At 67.6% G+C, this 23,195-nt stretch carries 20 protein-coding genes and 1 pseudogene; 14 read left to right on the top strand and 7 right to left on the bottom strand.

Translation table 11 applies throughout. From position 1 onward, the window contains the following. Positions 1 to 424 precede the first annotated feature (424 nt). Together B446_RS35365 and B446_RS35360 are read right to left on the bottom strand one after the other, a co-directional pair. Complete coding sequence (locus B446_RS35365; protein ID WP_020937332.1) at positions 425 to 616, bottom strand: zinc ribbon domain-containing protein; 192 nt, start codon at positions 614 to 616, stop codon at positions 425 to 427. 237 nt (positions 617 to 853) lie between these two features. Next, positions 854 to 1,324, bottom strand: a complete 471-nt coding sequence (locus tag B446_RS35360; RefSeq protein ID WP_020937333.1) for a hypothetical protein — start codon at positions 1,322 to 1,324, stop codon at positions 854 to 856. Between the two features lie 120 nt (positions 1,325 to 1,444). Here B446_RS35360 and B446_RS35355 point away from each other — a divergent pair, with 120 nt between their 5' ends. The 4 genes from B446_RS35355 to B446_RS35345 all read left to right on the top strand — a co-directional run bounded on the left by B446_RS35355 (position 1,445) and on the right by B446_RS35345 (position 6,440). Continuing rightward, a complete protein-coding gene (locus tag B446_RS35355) occupies positions 1,445 to 2,011 on the top strand; it encodes a hypothetical protein (protein ID WP_020937334.1) in 567 nt (188 codons plus the stop codon). Next, the gene (locus tag B446_RS35350; protein WP_078614572.1) at positions 2,008 to 4,695 is read left to right on the top strand and encodes a DEAD/DEAH box helicase; all 2,688 of its coding nucleotides are present in this window, start codon (positions 2,008 to 2,010) and stop codon (positions 4,693 to 4,695) included. Before B446_RS35355 ends, B446_RS35350 begins: the two co-directional genes overlap by 4 nt. A 217-nt stretch (positions 4,696 to 4,912) precedes the next feature. Beyond that, positions 4,913 to 5,467 carry a helicase associated domain-containing protein gene (locus B446_RS38630; RefSeq protein ID WP_420010351.1) on the top strand — a complete coding sequence of 185 codons (555 nt, stop codon included), beginning with the start codon at positions 4,913 to 4,915 and terminating at the stop codon, positions 5,465 to 5,467. Positions 5,468 to 5,816: 349 nt separating this feature from the next. Beyond that, positions 5,817 to 6,440, top strand: a complete 624-nt coding sequence (locus B446_RS35345) for a hypothetical protein (RefSeq protein WP_020937336.1) — start codon at positions 5,817 to 5,819, stop codon at positions 6,438 to 6,440. Positions 6,441 to 6,630: 190 nt separating this feature from the next. Here B446_RS35345 and B446_RS35340 read toward each other — a convergent pair whose 3' ends face one another. Next, entirely contained in the window at positions 6,631 to 7,017 is a 387-nt protein-coding gene (locus B446_RS35340) for a hypothetical protein (RefSeq protein ID WP_020937337.1), read from the bottom strand. Positions 7,018 to 7,145: 128 nt separating this feature from the next. On the opposite strand from B446_RS35340, the gene B446_RS35335 reads away from it, so the two are divergent. From B446_RS35335 to B446_RS40655, 4 genes and pseudogenes are all read left to right on the top strand, one after another. Further along, complete coding sequence (locus B446_RS35335; protein ID WP_020937338.1) at positions 7,146 to 7,361, top strand: hypothetical protein; 216 nt, start codon at positions 7,146 to 7,148, stop codon at positions 7,359 to 7,361. A gap of 245 nt (positions 7,362 to 7,606) precedes the next feature. Next, positions 7,607 to 8,080, top strand: a pseudogene (locus B446_RS35330) (ATP-binding protein); the annotation flags it as partial. Positions 8,081 to 8,183: 103 nt separating this feature from the next. Continuing rightward, positions 8,184 to 8,894 (top strand): N-acyl homoserine lactonase family protein, encoded by a 711-nt coding sequence (locus tag B446_RS35325; RefSeq protein WP_043474367.1) that lies wholly within the window; start codon positions 8,184 to 8,186, stop codon positions 8,892 to 8,894. A gap of 647 nt (positions 8,895 to 9,541) precedes the next feature. Beyond that, positions 9,542 to 9,745, top strand: coding sequence for a hypothetical protein (locus B446_RS40655; RefSeq protein WP_020937341.1), 204 nt, complete (start codon positions 9,542 to 9,544; stop codon positions 9,743 to 9,745). Between the two features lie 316 nt (positions 9,746 to 10,061). Here the strand turns inward: B446_RS40655 and B446_RS35315 are convergent, their stop codons facing one another. Then, positions 10,062 to 11,414 carry an MFS transporter gene (locus B446_RS35315; RefSeq protein WP_020937342.1) on the bottom strand — a complete coding sequence of 451 codons (1,353 nt, stop codon included), beginning with the start codon at positions 11,412 to 11,414 and terminating at the stop codon, positions 10,062 to 10,064. 22 nt (positions 11,415 to 11,436) lie between these two features. Then, positions 11,437 to 12,033 carry a helix-turn-helix domain-containing protein gene (locus B446_RS35310; protein WP_020937343.1) on the bottom strand — a complete coding sequence of 199 codons (597 nt, stop codon included), beginning with the start codon at positions 12,031 to 12,033 and terminating at the stop codon, positions 11,437 to 11,439. A gap of 438 nt (positions 12,034 to 12,471) precedes the next feature. Here B446_RS35310 and B446_RS35305 point away from each other — a divergent pair, with 438 nt between their 5' ends. Next, positions 12,472 to 13,593, top strand: coding sequence for a three-Cys-motif partner protein TcmP (locus B446_RS35305; RefSeq protein ID WP_020937344.1), 1,122 nt, complete (start codon positions 12,472 to 12,474; stop codon positions 13,591 to 13,593). On the opposite strand, the gene B446_RS35300 is transcribed toward B446_RS35305, so the two are convergent. Further along, positions 13,565 to 14,320 (bottom strand): DUF5131 family protein, encoded by a 756-nt coding sequence (locus tag B446_RS35300; protein ID WP_020937345.1) that lies wholly within the window; start codon positions 14,318 to 14,320, stop codon positions 13,565 to 13,567. The two genes, B446_RS35305 and B446_RS35300, sit on opposite strands and share 29 nt — an antisense overlap. Positions 14,321 to 14,877: 557 nt before the next feature. Here B446_RS35300 and B446_RS35295 point away from each other — a divergent pair. From B446_RS35295 to B446_RS35285, 5 genes are all read left to right on the top strand, one after another. Beyond that, positions 14,878 to 15,225: a hypothetical protein gene (locus B446_RS35295; RefSeq protein ID WP_020937346.1), complete on the top strand. Its 348-nt coding sequence runs from the start codon at positions 14,878 to 14,880 to the stop codon at positions 15,223 to 15,225. Between the two features lie 266 nt (positions 15,226 to 15,491). Then, positions 15,492 to 15,614 (top strand): hypothetical protein, encoded by a 123-nt coding sequence (locus B446_RS40875; protein ID WP_272945897.1) that lies wholly within the window; start codon positions 15,492 to 15,494, stop codon positions 15,612 to 15,614. 31 nt (positions 15,615 to 15,645) lie between these two features. Next, complete coding sequence (locus tag B446_RS38625) at positions 15,646 to 16,527, top strand: RICIN domain-containing protein (protein ID WP_148305701.1); 882 nt, start codon at positions 15,646 to 15,648, stop codon at positions 16,525 to 16,527. Between the two features lie 455 nt (positions 16,528 to 16,982). Continuing rightward, positions 16,983 to 17,570 (top strand): hypothetical protein, encoded by a 588-nt coding sequence (locus B446_RS35290; RefSeq protein WP_148305702.1) that lies wholly within the window; start codon positions 16,983 to 16,985, stop codon positions 17,568 to 17,570. Positions 17,571 to 17,916: 346 nt separating this feature from the next. Beyond that, positions 17,917 to 18,600 (top strand): hypothetical protein, encoded by a 684-nt coding sequence (locus B446_RS35285; protein ID WP_148305703.1) that lies wholly within the window; start codon positions 17,917 to 17,919, stop codon positions 18,598 to 18,600. Positions 18,601 to 18,640: 40 nt separating this feature from the next. On the opposite strand, the gene B446_RS38620 is transcribed toward B446_RS35285, so the two are convergent. Further along, entirely contained in the window at positions 18,641 to 22,276 is a 3,636-nt protein-coding gene (locus B446_RS38620; protein WP_158506719.1) for an SEL1-like repeat protein, read from the bottom strand. Between the last annotated feature and the right edge of the window lie 919 nt (positions 22,277 to 23,195).

The following is a 23,195-nucleotide window of genomic DNA, read 5'->3' as shown; positions in this document are numbered from 1 at the left end:
CCCGCGGAGCGGGTCCCATCGCGCTGCGCGCGATGCAAGCGAACACCCGCGCTGCGCGCGGGTGTTGCGCTTCCGCTCCGCGGAAGCGTGAGCGGCTCGCTGCGCTCCCCGCACAACTCCCACGCTTCGCGTGGGAGTTGGCGCTCCTTGCGCTGCGCTCCAGGAGCGGGCCACTACGTGGCCGGCCCCAAGCTTCGCTCGGGGCTTGGGGCGGTTCTCCGCTGCGCTGCGAACCGTGTGCCTCGCACTGCGTGCGAGGCATCGGGCCACGCTCCGCGCGGCCCGGGCTGGCAGCAGTAAGAGGTGGGCTCCTACCGTGGAGCCGGGTGCCGCGCTGGCAGCCTCCCCCCGTGGTCGCACATCAGGTGGGAGTGCGGTGCGCGGGCCTGCTGGGATTGCTATGACGGCCAGGGGCGATTCGGGGTCACTTGCGCTGCTGTTCGGTGCGGCCTTCGAAGTCGCGCCGGATCGCGGCTCCCTGATCCTCGATCAGTCCGGCCTGGTCGGGGAGGTCGAGGACCGCACCGCAGTGGTTGCACAGCTTCCCGTCTTCGGCGGGCGTGCCGCAGGCCTTGCAGAACCGGTTGCCTCGAGTGTTGTCAGTGTTGTGGGTCATGGCTCTCCTGGTCGGGTGGGCGGCAGTGCGTGCGGAGTACCCGTGGGCTTCGCCCTCATACGGTGCCTTCGCTGCGCTTCGGTCACCGGGTGGCACAGCGCGCCACGAAAGGCCGGCCCCGCTGCGCGGGGTCGGTCAACGGGCCTGCGGCCCGGGCGGCTACAGGGGCGGCGGGGGTGGGCTAGTCAGGCTGGGTGCTCTGGGCGGGAGCGGCCGGCCCAACAGGCGGCCGGGCGGCTAGAAGACCTGCCTGCCGAGGTCCCGTCGCATTGCGATCCGCAACTCCGCCAGCAGCAGCTCCCACCTGTTCCGGGCCTGCACGTAGTCCTCACTGGTATGGAGCGCTCCTGCCTCCACGAGGTCTCTGAGATCCCGCAGGGACCGAAACGCGGCAGTCGACGCCTCGACGACTTCCCTGGGCGCCGCGACCGCGATCTGATAGCGCAGTTCGTAGGCGTTCCCCTCGTGGAACGCCTCAGCAGTCCTGCGGAGGCGTTCTTCATCTGGCAAGCCAGTCGGCCTGGCCGCCATTCGCAGCTGGTTCCGCGTCCTGGCGAGAGCGGCCAGGTAATCGCCGTACAGCTGCTGCCGTGCGGCCTGGTCCTTGTCTTCCCGGCCGCGCCTGGTCCGTATCTGATCCGTCGCCAGTGTGGAGGCGATGCCGATGACAGCACCGAGTGACGTGCTGACGATCGGTCCCCAGTCCATGACGGGGATCTTACGAGACCTGGGCAGTGCGTGCAGGGGTCCGCTAACCGCTGCATCTCAGTGTGATGCAGCATGTAGCATTGGCGTAATTGAGGGACCTCTGGCAGAGAGCCGCATCGTGTGTTGATCTACGAGTATCTTCCGCATGAGCTTGCCCGGCTCGGAGTGGTCGTGAGAGCCGCCGGGCTCGATCGGCGCCAGGTGGCCGCGCTGGTACGCCTGGCGCAGGAACGCGCCGGGCGCGCACGGGTGGGTCCTGCGGAACCGCATCACTTGAGTGAGCTGTCCATCGCGGAGCTGCGGTGCGTTCAGTGGGAGCGGATCGCCCCTGTCATGGACAGGGAGCAGGTGGCTATGTACGCGCGTTCGCTCGACTCGCGTGCTGTCCGCTGTGAAGAGCAGCGGTTGCAGCGGCTGATGGCGGACGTGGCCGAGGCCGAGCGGTTGGGTGTCACGGCTCCTGAGATCTCGCGGCACCGCGTCTGCCGGATCGGTGCCTGGGCCGTCGCCGGCCGCTCCCGCCCGGGCGTGCCGGGTCCCGTCGTTCATCTGATGGCTGCGTCAGCCGAGGCAGCGGCCAAGCGGGTATGGGCCGTGCACGGTAAGGACGGCGGTCTCTACCGGCGCACCGGGTGCCGTATCGCTTCCGTCGAGCAGGTCCTTCCCGAGTTTGGAGAGCTCTTTTGATTCAGCTCCGAGAACACCAGGTACGGCAGAAGTCGGCTTTCCAGAATTGGGTGGGATTTTCTGCAAGATCTTCGGTGCCGGCGCAGGGGGCGCGGCGAACGATTGTGTCGGCGACCGGGTCGGGGAAGACGATCACGGCGGCTGCGTGCGCGCTGGAGTGCTTCCCTGCCGGGCGGGTCCTCGTGACGGTGCCGACCCTGGACCTGCTCGTGCAGACCGCGCAGGCGTGGCGGGCGGTGGGTCACCGCGCTGCGATGGTGGCGGTGTGCTCGCTGGAGAGCGACCCGGTGCTCGACTCGCTGGGCGTGCGGACGACGACCAACCCGATCCAGCTCGCGTTGTGGGCCGGGGCGGGGCCGGTGGTCGTGTTCGCCACGTACGCCTCCCTGGTGGACCGTGACGACTTCGACGACCCGGAGGGTCAGGGGCGTATGCGGGGGCCGTTGGAGGCTGCTCTGGCGGGCGGGGAGCGGCTGTACGGGCAGCGGATGGCCCCGTTCGATCTCGCGGTCGTCGATGAGGCCCATGGCACCGCGGGTGATCTTGGTCGGTCGTGGGCGGCGATCCACGACAACACCCGTATCCCTGCTGACTTTCGGCTCTACCTCACCGCTACCCCGCGGATCCTGGCCCCTCCCCGGCCGCAGCGGGGTAAGGACGGGCGTGAGCTGGAGCTCTGCTCGATGGGGCAGGACTCCCCCACGTTCGGGCCGTGGCTGGCCGAGTTCGCTCTCGCCGAGGCCATCGAGCGGGGCGTCCTCGCTGGGTTCGAGATCGACGTCCTGGAGATCGAGGACCCCGACTACTTCGTCGGCCTGTCCGACGAAGCGCGGCGGGGCCGGCGGCTCGCGCTGCTGCAGGCCGCGCTCCTGGAGCACGCCAGTGCCCGCAACATCAAGACGATGATGACCTTCCACAGCCGGGTCGAGGAAGCCGAAGCCTTCGCCCTCAACCTGCCCCAGACCGCTGCGGACCTGTATGCGGACGAGGTCACCGCCCACGCCCTCGACGAGGCCGCCGACCGGCCGCGGTCCCCTCTCGGCGCCGAGCCCGGGGACGTCGAGGAGGCCGGGCGGCACGTTCCCGCGGACCGGGTGTGGTCGGCATGGCTGTGCGGGGACCACCTCGTCACCGAACGCCGCGAAACCCTGCGCCAGTTCGCCAACGGCATCGACGCCGCAGGCCGGCGAGTGCACCGGGCGTTCCTCGCCAGCTGCCGCGTCCTCGGCGAAGGCGTCGACATCAGAGGCGAGCGGGGTGTGGAGGCCGTCTGCTTCGCCGACACCCGTAGCTCCCAGGTCGAGATCGTGCAGAACATCGGCCGGGCACTACGGCCCAACCTCGACGGCACCACCAAGACCGCGCGGATCATCGTGCCCGTCTTCCTCCAGCCCGGCGAAAACCCCACCGACATGATCGCCAGCGCCTCCTACACCCCCCTCGTCGCCGTCCTCCAAGGCCTGCGCTCCCACTCCGAACACCTCACCGAACAACTCGCCAACCGAGCCCTCACCCGAGGCACGCGCAAGGCGCACGTCCGGCGGGACGCCGACGGACGCATCATCACCGGCACCGGTGCTGGTCCCGGCGCCGGTCAGCAGGAAGGGCGGGAGCCGGGGAACGGCGGGGCGGAGTCGGAGCTGCTGCAGTTCTCCAGCCCCCGCGACCCCGCCACCATCGCCGCATTCCTGCGCACCCGCGTCTATCGGCCACAGTCACTGGTCTGGCTCGAGGGCTACCAAGCCCTCCTGCGCTGGCGGACGGAGAACAACATCACCGGGCTGCACGCCGTGCCCTACGACGTCGAGACCCAGGTGGGGGTGACCAAGGCGTTCCCGCTGGGCAGGTGGGTGCACCAGCAACGCAAAGCGCTACGGGCAGGCGAGCTCGACCCCCACCGCGTCGAGCTGCTCGACGCCCCCGAGGCCGGCATGGTGTGGGAACCCGGCGAAGAAGCGTGGGAGAACAAGCTCGCCACCCTCCGGTCGTACCGGCGCGCCATGGGGCACCTCGCGCCGCGGCAGGACGCCATGTGGGACGACCCCGACGGCCAGCGGGTCGCGATCGGACAACTGATCGCCAACCTCCGCCGCAACGGCGGCCTCGGCAAGAACCCCGACCGGGCGGAGCAGCGCGCAGGACAGCTGACCGCTATCGACCCCGACTGGAACTGCCCCTGGCCACTGGACTGGCAGCGCCACCACCGCGTCCTCACCGACCTCGCCGCCGACGAACCAGACGGCCACCTGCCCGACATCGCACCCGGCGTCCTCCACGACAGGGATGATCTGGGGCGCTGGCTCCAGCGGCAGAAACAGCCCAGCACCTGGAAGCAGCTGTCAGGGGAGCAGCAGGAACGGCTCACCCGACTGGGCGTGACACCGGACGAGGCACCGGCTGCGGCACCAGCCGCCCAGGGCGCAGCGAAAGGGCCGGGGAAGGCCGGGAGCAAGGCACAGCAGGCGTTCCAGCGCGGGCTCGCCGCCCTCACCGAGTGGGTGGAGCGGGAAGGCGCCCACCGGCCTGTACCCCGCAGCACCATCGTCGAGATCACGATCGACGGCGAACCCGAACCGGTGCCGGTCCGACTGGGCGTATGGATCACCAACACCCGACAGCGACGCCACAAACTCGACGCCGAACAACTCCACGCCTTGCGAGAGCTAGGCATGCAGTGGGCGTGACAGCCGTAGAGCATCAGCCGCCCAGGCGCAGCGACCGTGGCAGTGAAGCGGTGGATCACCCAGGACCCCGCCAGGAGAGGTCGCCCGGGAGCTGTTCGCCGGCGGCCCCTTCTTACGGTGCGGTGACGTGCCCGGGCCGGCGGACGCGGTCTGCACGGTTCACGGGCCACTATGGTCCCGCAGCAGGAAAGGCGTCGCTGCGGCATAGGGAAAGCGGCTGCCGCAGCGGCCGCGGTGCCCCGGGTCCACGCCGGGGCACCGGCTGCACTGCCGACCGGGCCTTGGCGGCGGGCCGCAGTGGCTGTGGCGGGCGCAGGGGAAGGGCGGCCCCGGCAAAAACGCGGATCGGGCCGCCGTACGCGCGAAGCAGCTCACCGCGATCGACGCCGACTGGAACTGCCCCTGGCCGCTGGACTGGCAGCGCCACCACCGCGTCCTCGCCGACCTCGCCGCCGACGAACCAGGCAGCCGGCTCCCCGACATCGCCCCCGGCGTCCTCCTTAACGGCGACGACCTCGGACGCTGGCTGAAGCAGCAGCGCAAACCAGCCACCTGGAAACAGCTCACCACCGAACAACAGCAACGGCTCACCCGGCTGGGCGTGACACCGTCCCCGGCACCAGCCGCTGATGGCGCGGCGAAGGGCCCGGGGGAAGGCCGGGAGCAAGGCACAGGCGGCGTTCCAGAGGGGACTGGCAGCCCTGGCGCAGTGGGTCGAACGCGAAGGCCAGCGGCCCGTACCCCGCAGCGCCATCGTGGAGATCGCGGTTGAGGGTCAGACGGAGCCGGTCCCGGTCCGACTGGACGTAAGGATCACCAACACCAAGCAGCGACGCCACAAACTCGACGCCGAGCAGCTCGCCGCGCTGCGGGAGCTAGGCGTGGAGTGTGACAGTCGTGGAGCATCAAGCCGCCCAGGCGCAGCGACCGTGAAGCGTACATTTGGCGTACGGAGTGCGTACCGAGCACGTTCTTGACCGGCAGAAACAACCGACACGGGGGTGCGCCTCCTCGCCGACCTGACTGATCGACCGGGAGTTGCGGATTGAGTCTGCTTTTAGCCACTGCGCATCTTTTGCGAATGCGTCCGCCCCGGCCGGTGAACACGAGACCGTGGTGGGGTGATCCGTAACCCCGTCCTCCTGCGTACCGCTCCCCTGCAGGGAGAGACGACCTCGTCGCTGATCTGCCGCGTCGCCAGGCGCTACGGGATGGAAGCGAAGGTGCTGCGGGCGTGCTGGAAGTGGCGCAACTACCCGCTCGGGCATGAGGGAGGGGGCGCGCGGGCCGATGCCGAGGTGCTGCTGAACGCGGCCGGGCGGCAGCTCCTAGTTGGCATGTGCGGCGTCGAGGAAGGCGTGCTGGCACGGACGTTGCCGTCCTGGGGAGAAGAAGACGCCAAACTGCGCGCCGAGGCCGGCGACCCGGTAGGGCTGTGGCGGGTCGGTGGCGCGGTAGCCGGTCCCGTGACGTTCGGCTGCCGGCTGTGCACCGCTCGCCGGACGGGGGCGGCCGTGCGGGTGGTGCGGTATGCGCCGCGGTGGGAGCGGGTGTGCGTGCGGCATGGGCGGTGGCTGCTGGACGCGGACGCGAACCAGCCGCTGGAGCACCTGGATCTGCGTGGTCTGCCGGAGGTGGTGGCGGCGCAGCGGCGGTGGGCCGGGGTGGCGCGGCGGGATGCTGACCGCGGACGGGCAGGAGGTGGGCGGCTGAGCACGGTGCGCCAGGGAGAAGTCGGCTGTTAGCTGATACGGCACTCGTTCGTGGCAGGAACACTGAAGTGACCCGCCAGGGGTCTCGTAGGGTGGCGGTGGTCCCCCGGCCGGCCCGGATGAGGGCGGGAAGGGAACCCAGCACCGGCCAGTGAGGGGGAGGGCCTGAGCGACGTGCGGCTGACAACGTCGCCTGAGACCGTGGGGTCACCCGCGTTTGTCGTCAGCCCGCAGAGACCACCAGTACCGCACTGCCATCCTTGCCCTGAGCAGGCTCCCCGACCAGCGAGTGTCCTGCCGAGATGACGGCCGTCACGGCCCGCAGGTCCTCCGGAGCAGCCGCGATAACTCGCACCCGCGCCTGGCTCGGACCCACGTCGCTGATGTCGAACGGGACCAGAGGAAGTGCGCTTTGCGCAGCCCGACCGTCCGTGAGTTCGCTGATCTGGAGTACCAGGGTGCGGCAAATCCCTTCCTCAGTGATCTGATCACGCATGGGGCCGGCATAGGCGAACACGTCAGTCAGCGTCTCCTCCACCGCGTCCACCTGACTGAATTCACGGCCGACGATGGAGATGAGCGCGATGCCCGCGCCGAGCGTTTCCGTCATGGCGAGAGTCTTGCATCCGCCTCCGACAACACGGCAGGAGGCACCTGCACCCCCTGCCCAGCCGCCGGAAACGAACGTCTTCCGGATGCGGCACTAGATACGGCATGTGGCGCCCGTGGGGTGCGGGCATGACCGACCCCGTCCCGCTCACCGGCCGCCAGGCCAGCCGGCTCATCACCGTTCTCCGGCACGGCCGGGACCTGGACGCTGCGGTCGCGGAACTCGGCATCGATCTGCGCGCTGTGTGGGCCAGGGCCCGTACCGACACCCGACTGGCGATCGTTCTCGCCGGGCGGGATCCCGACGTACCCGAGGAACGCGGCCACACCCTCCGGCCCCGATGAGCCCCTCCAGCCGATACCGCTCCTGGAGCACGGTCCCGCGCACTTGGATCCCCCCTGGCCCGTGACCACCGCCGACGCGGTTCCTCTGCTCCGGCGCCCGCCTAGCATGCCCCTAACACCGCTGTGACCACAGGTAATCAGCAAACTTCCCGACCGGCGGAAGCACCTGGCCCTCAAGGGGCCGCCGCAAGAGTTCAGCCGCCGATGCGAGCACACCCCTTGTGGCAACCTGCGACTGGGTCAAGAAGGGCCTGCCGCTCTGCCTGATCGGTGACTCGGGCACCGGCAAGTCGCACCTGCTGATCGCGCTGGGCACCGAAGCGGCCATGGCCGGCTACCGGGTCAAGTACACGCCCGCGACCAAGCTCGTCAACGAGCTGGTCGAGGCCGCGGACGAGAAGGTGCTGACCAAGACCATCGCCCGCTACGGCCGTGTCGATCTTTTGTGCATCGATGAGCTGGGCTACATGGAGCTGGGCCGCAGGGGCGCTGAGCTGCTGTTCCAGGTTCTGACGGAACGTGAGGAGAAGAACAGCGTTGCCATCGCCTCGAACGAGAGTTTCAGCGGCTGGACCAAGACCTTCACCGACCCGAGGCTCTGCGCGGCCATCGTCGACCGGCTGACCTTCGGCGGCAACCTGATCCAGACCGGCACCGAATCCTACCGCCTCGCCATTACACAGGCCCGTGCCGCTGCCCAGGACTCCGCCGCAGGCTGAACCCGGCACGTGAATCGCACGCCTCGCGGCCGATGAGGTCGGTGGTGGTTCTGCTCTCGGCAGACTGGCCGACCGGAACACCCAAACCTGACAGGCTGGCCGCATGGGGAAGAACATGCCGGTGCGTCGCCTTGATCTGGGGTATTTCATCCGGCCCGCGTCGGAGACCGGTGGCCTGCAGCCGCGGGTCGAACCTGTGCTCGCCTACCTGGTGCAGCACGATCACGGTCTGATCCTGTTCGACTCCGGCATCGGCACAGCGGATCCCGAGACCGAAGCCCATTACCGTCCCCGACGCCGGGACTTGCAGGATGCCCTGTCCGCGGCCGGAGTCGCTCTTGACGACATCTCCCTCGTCGCGAACTGCCATCTCCACTTCGACCACTGCGGTGGGAACCCGCTCCTGGGCGGCAAGCCCATCCTGGTCCAGGACGTCGAGCTGGCCACTGCCCGCAGCGGCGATTACACCTTCGACGAGTTAATCGATTTTCCTGCCGCGTCCTATGAGGAATTCGCCGGTGAGGCGGAGGTCTGGCCGGGCGTCTGGATCATTCCGACACCAGGGCACACTCAAGGGCATCAGTCGCTGGTCCTCCGGCAAGCCGACGGCACGGTAATCCTCGCCGGCCAGGCGCACGACTTCGCCTCCCACTTCGCATCCGACCAGCTGGCCCGCCAAGCGGCGCTTCACGGCGTGGAGCAGCCGCTTCCCGCCTACCAGCACTGGCTGGAGCGACTCGCCGACTTCGACCCACGACGCGTCCTCTTCGCGCACGACTGCTCGGTCTGGGAACCGTCGCAAAGCACCTTCTAGGGAAGGTCGGGCGACCCCGAGCCGCATCGTCCAACCGGGCGCGGCACTCACCGTCAACGACTGCCAACGTCGGCTGTCCCCACCGAAGTGGTGTCAGTTCTCATCGACATTTCGCGGCCCTGTGATCGGCAAGTGGTGTTCGGACTCGTCGATAAGCGGTGTCCGCTTCCACCTACAAAGCCAGCCCGTCGGCGACCGCCTGCGCGAGCGGGTTGTGATCGTGTCCTCGATGGACGCCGAAGGCCGGCCCGATCTGGTGGCGGCCCGTGTCCTGTCGACCGCCGACCCGTACGCGCTGGGCGAGCTGATGTCGGTCGTGGGGGAGGGGGAAGACCACATCCGGGCGCTGACGGTGATCTGCACCTACGACTCCCTGAACAAGATCGAACAGACCCAGAAGACGGGGTACGCGGTGCCGCCGTTCGACCTGGCGGTCATGGACGAGGCGCACCGGATCGCGGGCCGCTCGGACAAGAAGTGGGCGATCGTCAACGACGCGACACGCACGCATCCACGCCGACCGCCGCCTCTACATGACCGCCACCCCCCGCATCTTCGCCGCACCCGAGCTGGCGGAGTCCGCCGACCTCACCCGCCCGCGCCGCCGGCGCCCGTAAGGGCCGGAGCTGGATGCGTTCGCCAACTCCATGGACAACGAGCAGGTGTACGGCAAGAAGGTCGTCGAGTATGTGCTCCATGTGACCGTCCGCCCGCCAGGCCAACGCGGTCTGCGCCGCCAGATCAAGCGTCGGCACGACGAACAGCACCAGCCGCGCGCCGAGCTCGTCGGCCTGTTCGGCGTGTGGACGCGAGTGGCGGCCTCGCTGACCAACCAGCCACCGTATTGCTGACCTCGCGACAACGGCTGGGCGGTCACGGAGCCGGTGTCGAACGCGACACGCGGGTACGACGCGAACAAGCAGGTCTAGGGCGTCGGCCGCGGCGCGGAGCGGGGGCAGGGTGTCGAAGTCGGATCAGCCCTCCCATGGGGGGGGCCGGTCGGTCTCGTTGTCGCCCCACCGTCGCACACCCGCGCGCCGTACCGCGAGGCCCCCTGCCCGGAGAGACCGCTCATACGAGTCATGCGCCCTCGGCTATCCCCGCGCCGGGGGCGCTGCCCGCCCACGCGTACAGGGCGCCGTCAGTCCCTGACCGAGAACCTTGGTGTCATCCGCAGTGCGGCGCTGCTGTTGTCGGTGTCTCTTCGCAGGGCTCTTGCGCCCGACGCGCGGTGGCTACTGCCTCGATCGACTGGTGGGTGGTGCGGGTGGCCAAATAGAGCGCTGAGGCTGCCATCAGGGCCCCCATCACCGCGAGGATGACGCGGTAGTCGACCAGCGCGATCAATCCGGCTCCGGCGGCGATGGCCGCAGTCTGCGGTACTCCTATCAGCACGTTCAACGCGGCACCGGTCCGCCCCATCAGAGATGTGGGCGTGCGCCGCTGGAACAGGGTCATGGCGCCCGCAACGATCAAAGGCAGGCTGGCACCGATGAGCACCGCACCCGGCGCGACCGCCAAGAGATACGGAGCCGCACTCAGCAGGAAGCCTGCGCCAGCGCAGGCCAGGCCGAGTACCACGGTCCGCCGTTCCCCTGCACGTCGCAGCAGCACTGCGGTGACCACCCCAGCGGCGATCGCACCTGCACCCTGCAAGGAGCCGAGGACGCCGAGGAAGGCCGGCGGACGGCGCAGCCCCGTGTCGACGACGGCGAAGAGAACCGACTCGCAGAGCCCGAAAGCAACAACAGCGAGTACTACGGCGACGGTGAACTGACGCAGGGCGGGAGTCCGCGCTATGTATCGGAAGCCGGCGCCGATCTCGGCGCCAGTTTCCTCTGGCCGCGCCGACTGGGGGCGATCCTCCCGCTGCCGGATCAGTGCAATGAGCAGGGCTGCGAGAGCGAAGGTAGCGGCGTCGCCTGCCACCAACAGCCCCAGGCCGAATGCGGACAGCACACCTGCACCCAGGAGAGGGGCAATCAGGCGCAGGCCCTGCAGCAAGGTCTGCAGGAGGCCGTTGGCGTCGCCCAAGTGCTGCGGTGGGATCAACGTCTGGGTGAACGCGGTCATAGCCGAACCAGTGACGCCGCTGGCCAGCCCGTACAACGTCATGACGAGGTAACAGATCCAGACGCCATGGCGGTCGTGCACCAACAGCAGCGGCAGGACCAGCACCACGGATATCAGGTTCAGGACGATCAGCAACGGCCGCCGACGCAATCGGTCCACCTGGGCGCCGCCCAGGGGAGCGTTCATCTCGTCGTCAAAGCCGATGATTTCGGCGTCCGGGGGGACATCGCGTTCGAGGGTCCGGGGGGTGGTGCCGGTGACGTCGGCGACGCTCAGCCCGGCGGCGGGGGCGATCCGGTCCGCCTTCGCCTTGCCGTAGGAGGCGAGCTGGGCGATGCTTTGGTCGCGGTCGGTTTCCAGTTTCGTCAGCGCGGCCCGGGCCTTTTTGATCTCGTCCCGCACGGTGCGCAGCTCGGCGAGAGCGGCGTTGTAGCTCTGTGCGTCCATGAGGGTTCCTTGTCCGGGCGGTTCAGCCGGTGGTGTGGGTGGTGACGTAGGCGATCGCCCCGCCGGAGTCGGAGGGCAGGCGGGTGCCCAGCAGCGACTCGGCAAGGTGCTGGTCGCCGTCCGTGCGGGAGGTGAGGGTGATGCGGGGTGTGGCCAGGTCGGTGACGTAGCCAGCCAGGCGAGCCCGGGAGAAGGTGTGGCGGCCGGTTGAGTTTTTTTCCCATGCCTGCAGGCCGGTCAGGACGGCGACGACGTAGCCCGACAGGGTCACGGGCAGCACTCCCCCGGCGGCAACGCTGACCGGGTCGCAGCGCCACGAGCCGCGCAGGGCCTTGAGCAGGTCGTCGGGGGTGAGGGTGGCGGCGAAGCCGATCCAGGGCCGGTCGGGCTCGGGGGCCGGGCGGGCTGCGTCGACACGCAGCACGGCGATCTCCGTGGCGTCCAGTTGTTCCAGGGGGGCGCGGCGGCGGGTGGCGAGGGCTTGGACCGTGTCCAGGGGGATCATGACGCGTACGCCACGGCGGGACAGGCCTGGCAGCAGGCTGGCGTGCACGAGGCGGCGGAAGGTGGTGATCGCACAGCCGAGTTCGTCTGCCGCCTGCCCGGTCGTCAGCAGCATGCCAACCTCCCTTCTGCAAGCGGACTCTGTTATCTGATCGGGGACTCACTCTAGTGCAGTGGCTGAAAGCGCGTCAAAGGCGCAGCAAATGAGACGATCGGCGCCCCACAACACCGCGCCTACCTTCGGCCGCCAGTCCCGAGATGGCCTTCAGGCCGGGTTCGGAGTGCGCCTCGGGCTGTCCAACGATGAGATCCACAGGATTGGACTGTGACCAGTCCGCTCCTCTTGGGGCTGATTCCGTGACGGGCCCAGCCGGCCGCCCCCTTCCCTGGGCAGATCCCATCGCCGACGTCCTACAGGGGTGAACCTCCCGCTCTCTCAGGGACCGATACGCGGTCTTTACGTTGAACGTTGTTGCGCACACCATCTGGTACGAGGGGGTGCGGCTGGCACGTGCCAGCCGCCGACTGCGGCGATCCTGGACAGGGGGCACGGATGGGCGTGTTGTGGAAACTGGAGCCAGCGACCGCAGCCAAGCACCGGTTGTACCAGCGGTACTTGGACGCCTGGTGGCCGATCCTGCTGCAGACCTCCCAGAGCAAGGGATACTCCCGGCCCCGGGTCACGCTCCTGGATGCGTTCGCCGGGCCGGGGCGCTATGAGAACGGCGAGCCGGGCTCGCCGGTGTTCATCCTGGACCGCCTGCTGCACCATGACGCGGCCGATCGTATGCACCTCAGCCCGCGGCGGGTGCATTTGATATTCATCGAGAAGGACCGGGCCCGCCACGAGCACCTGATGACGGAACTCGTCTCCTATTTCGGGCCGCTCAGGGATCTGCCGGTCCGGGTGGAGGTGCGGCGCGGCGATGCAGGTCTCGACAGCCTCGCTCTTCTCGACGAGCTCGGAGCGTGGGGTCACCCGATCCTGGGGATCTTTGACAGCTGGGGCAGCGTCAATGTACCGCTGCACGTGATGTCCCGCATCGCTCGCAACCGCTCCAGCGAAGTCATCACCACTTTCGGGCCCAACTGGTTCAGCCGCCGCGAGGATCTCAACGCCGGCATCCTCGACGCGGTCTTTGGTGGCCGCGGCTTCTGGAGCCCCGCCGCGGAAGAACTGCGCCCCGACGAGAAGTGGCGCGTGTGGTTGCGCACCTACCGGGATGCGCTGCGCCGGGCTGGCTTCGGTTACCAGCTGCAGTTCGAACTCGTCCCGCGTACTGGGCAGCCCCTCTATCTCGTCTTCGGCACCGGCAGCACCGCAGGCCTGAGGGCGATGAAGGACGCTATGTGGAAGGTCGACGAGCTTGATGGCGAAAGCTTCCGCGACCCACGCACCCGAGGCGCCAAGGCGGACGGGCAGCTCGACCTGTTCCAGGCCGCAGGTGTGATCGACGACGAGCTGGCCGAACTGGTCGCCCAGCGGTTGAGTTCCGGGGCCACAACGGTGGAGGCCATCGGCGAGTGGCTGCTGGCGGAGACCGCCCGCTGGATGCCGAAGCATGCTTTGCAGGCGGCTCGGCAGATGCGGCAGGACGGCGTGGTCGCCGTGCAGTCGCCGGGCAAGCTCACGACCAAGAGCCGGATCAGCCTGCAGGCGCAGGTTCGAGCGTAGGCATCTGGTCCCAGGTCCGCCCCTGAAGGTGCCGACCAGACGCCTTGGAGGTCCGGCCTCCCCACTGTTTGAAGAAGAAGGCCACATCGGCTTGGAGGCAGGCGTCCCGGATTCCTGTGACCCATTCCTGTTCCATGGGGCGGAAGCGGGGACCTGACTCGCCTCCGGCGATAACCCAGTGAATGCCCGCCAAGTCCAGTCCGTTCAGAGGCCCGAGCAACGGCTCGCACGACAGGAACCGCACCGTGGCCGGGACCTGCCGCAGGTCGTCTACACGGGACAGTTCCTTGGCGCTCTCCACAGACACACCCATCCACAGGTTGGCCGGCCACTCCAGTCGGTCGGCGACCTGGCGCAGCCGACGTGCTCGTTTCGTGAGCACTTGATAAGTGTGTTGCGGGGTCTGCTCGATGACGTCGAAGACCTGCCGGACATAGTCCAGCGGTACGCGGGCGTGGAAGAGATCTGACATCGAGTTCACAAACACCGTGCGCGGCGCCTTCCAGCCCAAGGGGACCCGCAGCGCGTCCGGGTGCACGGTCAGGCCGAAGCCGGGGCCGGAGGTACGGGGGTCACCGTCGCGCTGGTACTTCGCTGATCCCATAGCCTTGAGCCGCTTCGCCAACGTCAGCGCGTAGCAGTTGTCGCATCCGTCCGAGACCCGGTCGCAGCCGGTCGTGGGGTTCCACGTCGCTTCGGTCCACTCAATCGGACTGCGGTCACTCACGCGTCGGCTCCCCATCCTCCTGCGGTCACGGCCGCCCGCAGGCCCGGTGCGCAGCCTGTGGTGCGTTCAACGAGCGATCAGGCCGCCAGACATCGGCATCCAACCATCCGTCGCTCCAGGGTGTCACAGGTTCTCAAAAATAGAACATGTGCACCATTTTTGCGAGGTACGCGCACCGCCGGGGAGCCGTGTAACCAAGCGCCGACGGGGTTCGAACCGACGACCCGACCTCGTTGGCCGGTCCACAGCGGGCGCCTCCCAGGGGCTTTGGGCAGAATGATCTACGAACGCCTTCGGCAGGCCCAAGCCGCGCGGGCGAGCGTCCGGATGCGGATGGTCCGGCCGTGGTCCGCTGCGGGAAGTGGTGTGATGGCCGACCCCCGCACTCTTAGATCACAAAGGTGTCGGCTCTCTGAGTAGCGTCGCTGTCATGCCACGCACTGCACCCAGCCGAGCAGATCGCACACTCATAGCCCTGGCAGCGGCGACCGGATTCACCGTCAGCGCCAGCCAACTGGCGCCGCAACGGCCTGATCCCGGCTCCTGAGATGCGTCGCATGGGAGTCGAAGGAACCGAGGCGGTCTACCCGGACGGCACAAGCGACCTGGTTTGCGCCCTGGCCAGGCATGTCGGCCCCGGGCGTTCGTACGACGACCTGGCCTTGCTGGCCTTCTTCTCCGGGGCCTCGGTCCCTGAGATCACCTTGAAGACAGCCTTGGCACGCGTTTACTTCACACACCGGGTGCGGCACGAGGAGCACGTTGAGCACGTCCAGGCGCAAGTCCCACCGCTGTGGGCTGCCGAGATGAACAGCGAATACGAAAGGGCAGAGGCCGAAGCGAAGATCACGCTGGCCGGAAACGACAGGGCCATACGGCAGATGCGCAGACCGCCCGTTCGGTGACGCCGCCCGTCAGCGCGATCCGCGCCATCGAGGCGCCGGCCTCGGCGCGGGCGGCTGCAGGGGGACTGGGGCTCGCTGATGGCTGGTGAGGCGCCCGCAGCGTTGCCTGATCGGCGCTGGCCGTCGGGGATGACATCCGCCTAGGTCCACGGGCGTCTTCGACCGTCTTCGACTTTCTTCGGATCCCGAGCGGGACGGGAGGCCGGGGGTATGCAGCCTGGTGACCGTGTGAGGCCGAGGAGAGCCTGACGAAACCAGGGGGCAGCATGAACCGCAACCAGACCAAGAAGCTGACGCGCGCAGAGAAGATCGCCCTTCTCGGCGCCGTACTCGGCGGAGCCGTGAAGGCTCTCGTCGCACGGCTCCTGGACATGTCGGGCCAGCACTGAACCAATACGAGGGAAGGGAAAGTGGGGGGACGTGAAGGAGAGCAGGAGGGTCGTGGTCGAGTTCGCAGCCTGTCTGCAGGAACTTCGAAATGACCACGGGCGCCCTACCTACAAGGAGATCGTCGAGCGCGCTCGAGCTCACGACCCTAAGTCCAGTCTGGCACAGAGCACTTGTTCGGAGGCTTTCAAGGGGAAACGAATTCCGAAGTACGACACGGCAATGCAGATCGCCCGGGCTGTCGCCGGCCAAGCAGGCGTCACCAAGATCGACGCTCTCTGGCACGCGGCCATGAAGCGACTGGATGCAGCCTTAGCAAGGGAGCAAGAGGCCCACTGGTGGCGGGACCGCTCGATATCCTCGCGTGTGTCCATCATCGCCGCTACGTCGGGGGCTTTGAGTATGGTGCTCGCCGCGCTCATTCCGTGGCTGCTGGGGTACCCATGGACGAAAGATGCGGGGAAGGACGCAGCGAGCGGGGCGTCTGGCTGGGCACATCGTCAGATTGAGGCTTCCGACCCCGCGTGGGCCGGGTGGTGTCTGACGGCCAAGGGGGACGCGGTGGTCATCGACAGATGCGGCAACGCACCTGGTGCCCAGCGATGGTCCTATGACGCAGGACGGGTCCTCGATGCGAACGGCCGGTGTCTCACACCCGCTAAGCCCGGAGGTGGGCAACGTCTGCGGCTGCGCTCGTGTACCCAGTCCGTGGACCAGCAGTGGAAGTTCGCTCAGGGGCGACTTGTGTCACAGGGTGTGTGCATGACCATCTACGGCCCCTACAACAGGCCGGGGACGCCGATGCAGACCTGGGATGTCAAAGTTCCGGTGGCGCCGGAGATGCGATGGAAGCTGGGAGGGAATCCCATCGTCGTCAACGCTACTGATACGCCATCCGCTGGCGTCCGACGATAGAGCGGGGTCTCAAGACAGAATAGGGCTCGGGGTGTCACTGCTACTAGCAAAGCAGCACCTGTGTGCTATCCACACCAGCGGGACCAGCGGGAAGAGCCCCCAGCAGGCCATGAACTGGCTCACCGTGCTCCCCCAGCACCTGGAGCAGAGCCGAGGCACGGTCCACGGTATCCCGCTGTCCGGCCGTGAGGTCGTCCTAGCCCGGATATGGCCCGTCGCAGGGACATGGCGGGTGCGGCTTGAGCACCTCGCCGTCCACACCGTGCCTCTCATGTTTTTGGTCTGGCCTGCGTCATCGCCGCGGTCAGCGGCCCCGGTCACGCCGGTGAGACTTCTTCACCGGCCACTGGCCGGCCCTCACCGGCACCACCGGCAGGCGCCTGAAGGCGGCTTTGGGCCTATCAGGCCTGCTGCTTGTGGCCGGCGCCTACTTCGCGCTGCGCTACTGGCCATGGATGCCTCCAACCCACTGGCCCCTGCTCGCCTTCGCCCAGCGCCGCACCCAGGGGCTTCGTAGCCGCCGTGGCCCGCGCCGGATCGTGTCCGGCGTCGAGATCGGAAGCGCCATCGGCCTGGGGGTCGGCATGGCCGTCATGCTCGCCTTCGGATGGGCGCCCGGAATAGCCGCAGGAGCCGTCGTGGCCGCCCTGTTCGACTGGTTCATGGAGGCAAAGGTCGGACTCGACCGCACCCTGAGCGGGAACTTCAACCCGGAGTTCTTCTGGGCCTGGACATGCTCGGGGCCGCCGCGTTCGCCGACCTGGGAGCCCTCGTGTTCCCATGGTTGGACTACTCGTGTGACCACCGGGCTGGCCTTCGGCGGATGCTTCGTCCTCGGCTTCGGCTTCTTCCTTGTGCCCTGGCTGCGCTACGTCACAGCGATGACGCTGGCCCGCAAAAAACTGCCCTGGCGGCTCGCCGCCTTCCTGGACTGGGCGAGGAAGGCCGGTCTGATGACCATCAGCGGTGTCGGCTTCCAGTTCCGCCACCAAGACCTCCAGGAATGGATCGTACGGAAGCGCCCTCCATCCACCTCGGCCTGATGCGAGGGCCGACGGCCCCGACCGAGGCGGAAAGTGCTGGGCTTCGACCTGGACGAGCGGCGTCCAAGGCGGTTACAAGACCGCTCCATCTTGATCGGTGCGGGCCTTGACCTGACATCATGCGCCGCGGTCCGGCCCAGCGCCTCCATCGCCTGTGGATGATTCAGCATCTGTAAATCGCCCCACTTTGGATCTGGAGCTGAGCACGACGGTGCTGGCCCGGCCCTTCGGCCGGGCAGCACCGTCGATGCAGATCCAGCTGGGCGGTTACGGAACGCGCCGATCGTCCTACCGTCCCCACTTGGCTGCGGAAGGATGGCGACGAGCCAATCCGTGGAGGTTCAGAATGAGGCGTGCCACCGCGATCGCCGCCACTGTCCTGGTGAGTGCCCTGACCGCTTGCGGCCCAGGTGAAGACAACGCGGTCGACGGACCGAGCAAGTCCGCTTACGGCACCGGTACGCCGAGCGGCGCGTCGGCAGCACACGGAGCGCCCGGCCGGCTGCCCAGCTTTCCGTCCGCCGACAAGGGCGACCCGGGTTCAGCGGAGAGCGCCATGCGGGAACTGCTGGGCCTGGCGGCGGACACGGCCAAAGGCATCCCTGACGACGACCGTAGACCTGTCATCACCGTCGTGGACCACAACCCGTGCAGTCTCTATCCGGTTGCGGGCGCCTGCCTGCCGACAACGGTCGACCAGCCAGTCCCCATCGAGATGGACCCGGTGAGGACGTGGGACACCTACACCGAGCAGGAGGCCAGGGGGCAGGACGGCAACGCGTCGTGGCAGGACGAGGTCTTGGCCGCCTACATCAACTACCTGATGTACCGGCAGTCCCAGCGCACTGATCCCACCCTCCTCACCAGCAGCGACGACGCCGACGTGGCCAAAGTGAAGAGGCTTCAGCACTGCAAGCAGGGCAATGTCGTCGGCCCACTGAAGCCGATCATGAGACCCGCACTGTGGCACTACTTCTCCCCGCTGGAGAGCGACCCTGATTTCACGGCAGGAACTCAGGGCAAGTGTTGAGGGCCGCCGCTGACTGTCCGCCCTGACACGACGCGGGCTCTCAACTTCTCGCGGGTTCCATCCGCCACACCTGTGCGAGGTGTCCGGTTGCGTCTCGTCCATAGCGCAGGAGAACGTCGTCCTGGTCTCCGAGAAGTTGTTTGCGCAGAGCAGGAAACCAGCCGGCGTTCAGACTCAGCCCCGCATCGGCGGCTCGCCATAGCCAGGCGAGTGCCTCCGTTTTCCGCTCTGTCATGGCCAATTGCCCTACTGCTGCCTGCATGGCATCGAGATCGCCGTTGATGGCTGCGCGTTCGTACCAGGGGAGCGCCTCGTCCAGCCGCCCCGCCACCACGAGCCGATCAGCCACCCAGCGAAGCGCTGAGTTGTTCCCGCCAGCGGCAGCGCGTTCGAACCACAATTGTGCTTCGCCGAAACGCGCCGCGCCCCACAATTCGTGCGCGGCCTTCCTCGCCGCGTTCGTGTCCCCGTGGGCGGCTGCGCGTTCGTACCAAGCCAGTGCCTCGTCCAGACGTTTGGCCCCCATTAACTGGTCTGCCGCCCAGCGGAGCATCGTGGCGTTGCCCTCGCCGACTGCCCGTTCCGCCCAGCCCAAAGCGTTTTCCAGACGGTGGGCTGCTGCGAGAGTCTTTGCCGCTGACTCCAGAGCGTCAGGACCACAATGTGCCGCCGCACGCTCGAACCAGCTCTCTGCTGCTTTCCAACGGCCTTCGAAGGCCAGCGCGCTGGCTGCCCAGTAGAGGGCGTCGGTATCGTCGTTCTCTGCGGCGCGAGTGAACCACTCCAGCGCCTCGTCAATGCGGCCTGCTTCAACCAACTGAGCGGCTGCGCAGCGGAGAGCATCGGTGTCCCCCGCCACAGCTGCGCGGGTGAACCACGGTAGAGCGTCGTCCAGTCGATGTGCCTCCACCAGTCGGTCGCCCGCGGCCAAAAGCGCGCTCTCGTCGCCGAGGTCTGCTGCCTGCTCGTACCATTGCAGTGCTTGGTCGAGTCGGTCGTCGTCGACGAGTTGGTCAGCGATCGCCGTCAGGACGTGAGCGTCGTTCGTCTCCACTCCCCCTGCTTGGACTGCGCGCCCGTACCAGATCAGGGCTTCGTCCAGACGGTCGGCTTGCGCAAGCTGTTCGACTGCCAGCAGGAGCGCCTGTGCATCGCCCTGTTCTGCGGCGAGCTCAAACCATTCCAACGCTTCATCCAGACGTCCTTTGTTGGCCAGCCGGTGTGCGGCCGTGTGCCGGGCCTCCGTGTCACCGTTTCTGGCGGCTCGCTCGAACCATTCGAGTGCTTGGTCCAAATGACCTGCGTCGACCAGGTGGTCAGCCGCCAGGCGAAGATACTGTGGGCCCCACCGGCTGGCGGCCTGTTCGTACCAGGAGAGGGCGTCAGCCAGGAGCCCCATGCGTGTCAGCTGAGCGACAGCCATAAGCAGTGCCTGGGTATCACCTGCATCGGCAGCTCGCCCGTACCAGGCGAGGGCTTCATCCAGTCGTTGGGCTTCTGCGAGCTGATCGCCGGCGAGACGCAGTGCGTCCTCATCGCCAAGATCGGCTGCCCGCTCCAGGCAGAGCAAGGCCTCGTCTCCTCGGCCCGCCGCCACCAACTGGCTGGCTGCCGAGTGAAGTGCTTTCACGTCACCGGCCTGAGCTGCACGCTCGTACCACAGCACCGCCTCGTCCAGCCGGTCGGCGTCCGCCAGTCGGTCCCCTGCGATGACCAGCGCCTCGCTGTCACCGGCGTTCGCCGCGTGCTGGTACCGAACAAGGGCCTGATCCAGATGGTCTGCCCTGGCCATGCGGTCGGCCACCCAGCGATACGCCCTTGGGATCGGTTGCGCGGCGGCGACCCGCGCGTACCAGACCACTGCCTCGTCGTGGTATCCGGCGTTGGTCAGGTCTGTTGCGGTCCATCGCAGAGCCTTCGGGTTTTCGTCGGCGGCTGCCCGCTCGTACCAGGTCAGTGCCTGCTCCGGGCGGCCAGCAGCGAGAAGGTGACCGGCTGCCATCAAGAGTGCGTCGTCGATTCCGCCGGCGGCTGCTCCTTCGAATCGGACCAGGGCCTGATCCAGTTGTCCCTGCTGGGCAAGTTGGTCGCCCGCCTCCAGGAGAGCTTCTGCGTTGCCATCAGCGGCAGCCCGTTCATACCAGTTCAGGGCATCGTCTGGGCGTCCCGCCTCTACGAGGCGGCTGCCGACGGTGCGGAGGGCGAGGGTATCGCCCTCCAGTGCGGCGCGCTCGTACCACGGCAGAGCCTCGTCCAGTCGCGTCATCCGTGTCAGAGCGTTGGCCACCTCCCAATAGGCACCGGCTGAGGCCCACAGGCGGCAGGCAATCTCTGCAAACCCGCGCTCCGCCGCGGCTGATGCGAGTGCGTGGGCGCCTTCGTCTTTGCAGTGATGCTCGGCGGCTTGCCAGAACAGCGGAGGAATTCGTTCCAAGCGGCGTTGAGCTCGACCATGGTCGGCAAGAAAGTCAGCGAGTCGGTAGGCCTGTCCCAGAACCTGCCCTGCTTGCCCGGTGGAGCCGCGCGGGCGCCTTTGCGGGTGCAGAGGTCCTAACGCTCCCTTGATGGGATTGGTGAGCTGGTTCAGTGCCTGTTCCAGCCAATTGTCCGGCAGGAGCTCCCACTCGCTGTCGGTCAAGTATCCCTCAGCCGCTGCGGCAAGGAACGGCAGCGGGAGGCCGATGGGATGGCCGAGTCTGCGTGCGTCGATCGCAGCGTTGAGGAGGGCTTTGGTGCCCGGGGGTGCTGCGTTGTAGATGTCGATCAGTTCGAAGGCCGCTGCCAGATACTGGGTGATCATCCCGTCTTGGGCCGAGGTAGCAGCGGCCACAAGACGTGGGTCAGGCGACTCTTTGAGTTCGTCTACCTCGGAGGAGGAGAAGGCTGCTGGGACGTGAATGGTTCGTCCGGACAGGAGAACACGTGCTTGGGCATGCGGGTCCGGCTGTCCAGGAGAAGGAGTACTGCGCAAGTCGTCGAAATATCCGGGACCGGGCCAGATCGTGCCAAGCACGAGGACCGGAGCCCTCGTGTCGTCTGACAGGACAGTGCGCAGTCCTGCAGCAATGGATTCGCCGTGCTCCCGGTGCAGGAGGTAGTGGTGGGCTTCGTTGAGCCAGACCACCGTCTTGGGGCCCACCTGGTCCAGTGCGGCCAGCGCGGCCCTGGGCCGCTCCGGGTCGATGGGGTGCCACAGTCTCCAGTCCGGGGGGAGGTTTCGGACTGCTTCGTAGCAGGCTCGGGTCTTCCCCGTGGATGATGTGCCTACCAGCAGCGCAAGTTGACTGACGCCGTGGAGCGCCTCGCCGACCAGTCGGCGCAACTCCTTGTCGTGGCCGCGCTCTACATAGTCGGGCAGACCGCTGGCTCCCTGAAGAATGATCGCTCGATGAACCTCAAGGGTGTAGGGATCGATCTCGGTGATGGGGCGGCCAAGGGGTTCCGCAAGCTGCGCTCGGGTCCACAACGAGGCTGCTTCCGCGGCGGCTTGTTCCAAGGCTCCGCCGGCCATGCGTGTCAGCACTGTCATGAGCGCCACGACGTCCGCCTGTTTTCCAACTGCCGCAGCGTCGCCAATCAAACGGCTGATCGTGTCTCGGGACGGACAAGCATGCAATGCATCGTCCTCGGCCACGGACAGCGCCATTGTGTCGAGCGTCGGTGCGCCGGCGGCCACGTATGCGCCGTAGATCAGGTTCTTCAGGGCACGCAGGGGTCCCGGTGCCACCGCCGGCCGTGAGATGAGCCGTTTACCGCTCCCGGGCTTTGCAGCCTCACGCCTCTGTCCTGACCCTATCCCATCGCCGTTCATCGCACCATCGTGTCCGGAAGTGGATACGACGTGCCTGTGAACTGAGCAATCCGTGTCCAGCACGCAGGCGTCATCGCATTTCAGCGGAGGTCCTTCAGCGTTCCTGAACATGGTGAGCAGGCCGGCCGACTCCCCTCTCCTACAACGTCAGGACGCAACCATGCCGTGTAATCGCCGCACGCCACGCCCGGACTCGCACTCCACCGAAGTGCGCAACGTCGCCCTGGGCGCCGTCGTATCCACGCTCGTACGCTTCCTTCTGGACCAGCTACGCAGCCTCCTCTGACTACGGAGGGCCTGCAGACACATCCCCGTCTGCAGGCCCTTGCCTCTTGTCTCGGGAGAACAACCCGCGCCGCACCCCTGGTTCGACGGCTTACCCGCCTGGCAATCCTGCTGTCCGGGGCTGGCTCCAAGCGCCGTCATGGCAACTGGTGCCCGTATGAGCAGCAGCGATGCAGGGTGCCGACGAACCACCGGGGCGGACAGGACCGTACTGCTGTAGGCGCCTCGCCCCCGCCGGAGGCTTCCGGATCACCATGCACTGGAGAGCACAGGGTTTGGGGAGAGCCGGCCCGAACCACAACAACAGGACCGGATGTTCCATCATCCTCAGCCGGTAGGCACCCTGCCGAGCCTCGATGGATGGTCCACTCGCTGACGCTACCGTCGAGGAGCACACGCTGGCTGTACCAGGGGGCATTGGCGAGTATCGCCGCCACCGCGCTACTGCGGGGATCGGTCCGCGCTGCCACCTCGGTCGCCAGAGTGCACCGTACCCGCG

The sequence above is a fragment of the Streptomyces collinus Tu 365 genome (assembly GCF_000444875.1).
GTDB classification, from domain to species: domain Bacteria; phylum Actinomycetota; class Actinomycetes; order Streptomycetales; family Streptomycetaceae; genus Streptomyces; species Streptomyces collinus_A.
Note: the sequence above shows the minus strand (reverse complement) of the source record. Positions and strands in the feature narration are given on the sequence as shown.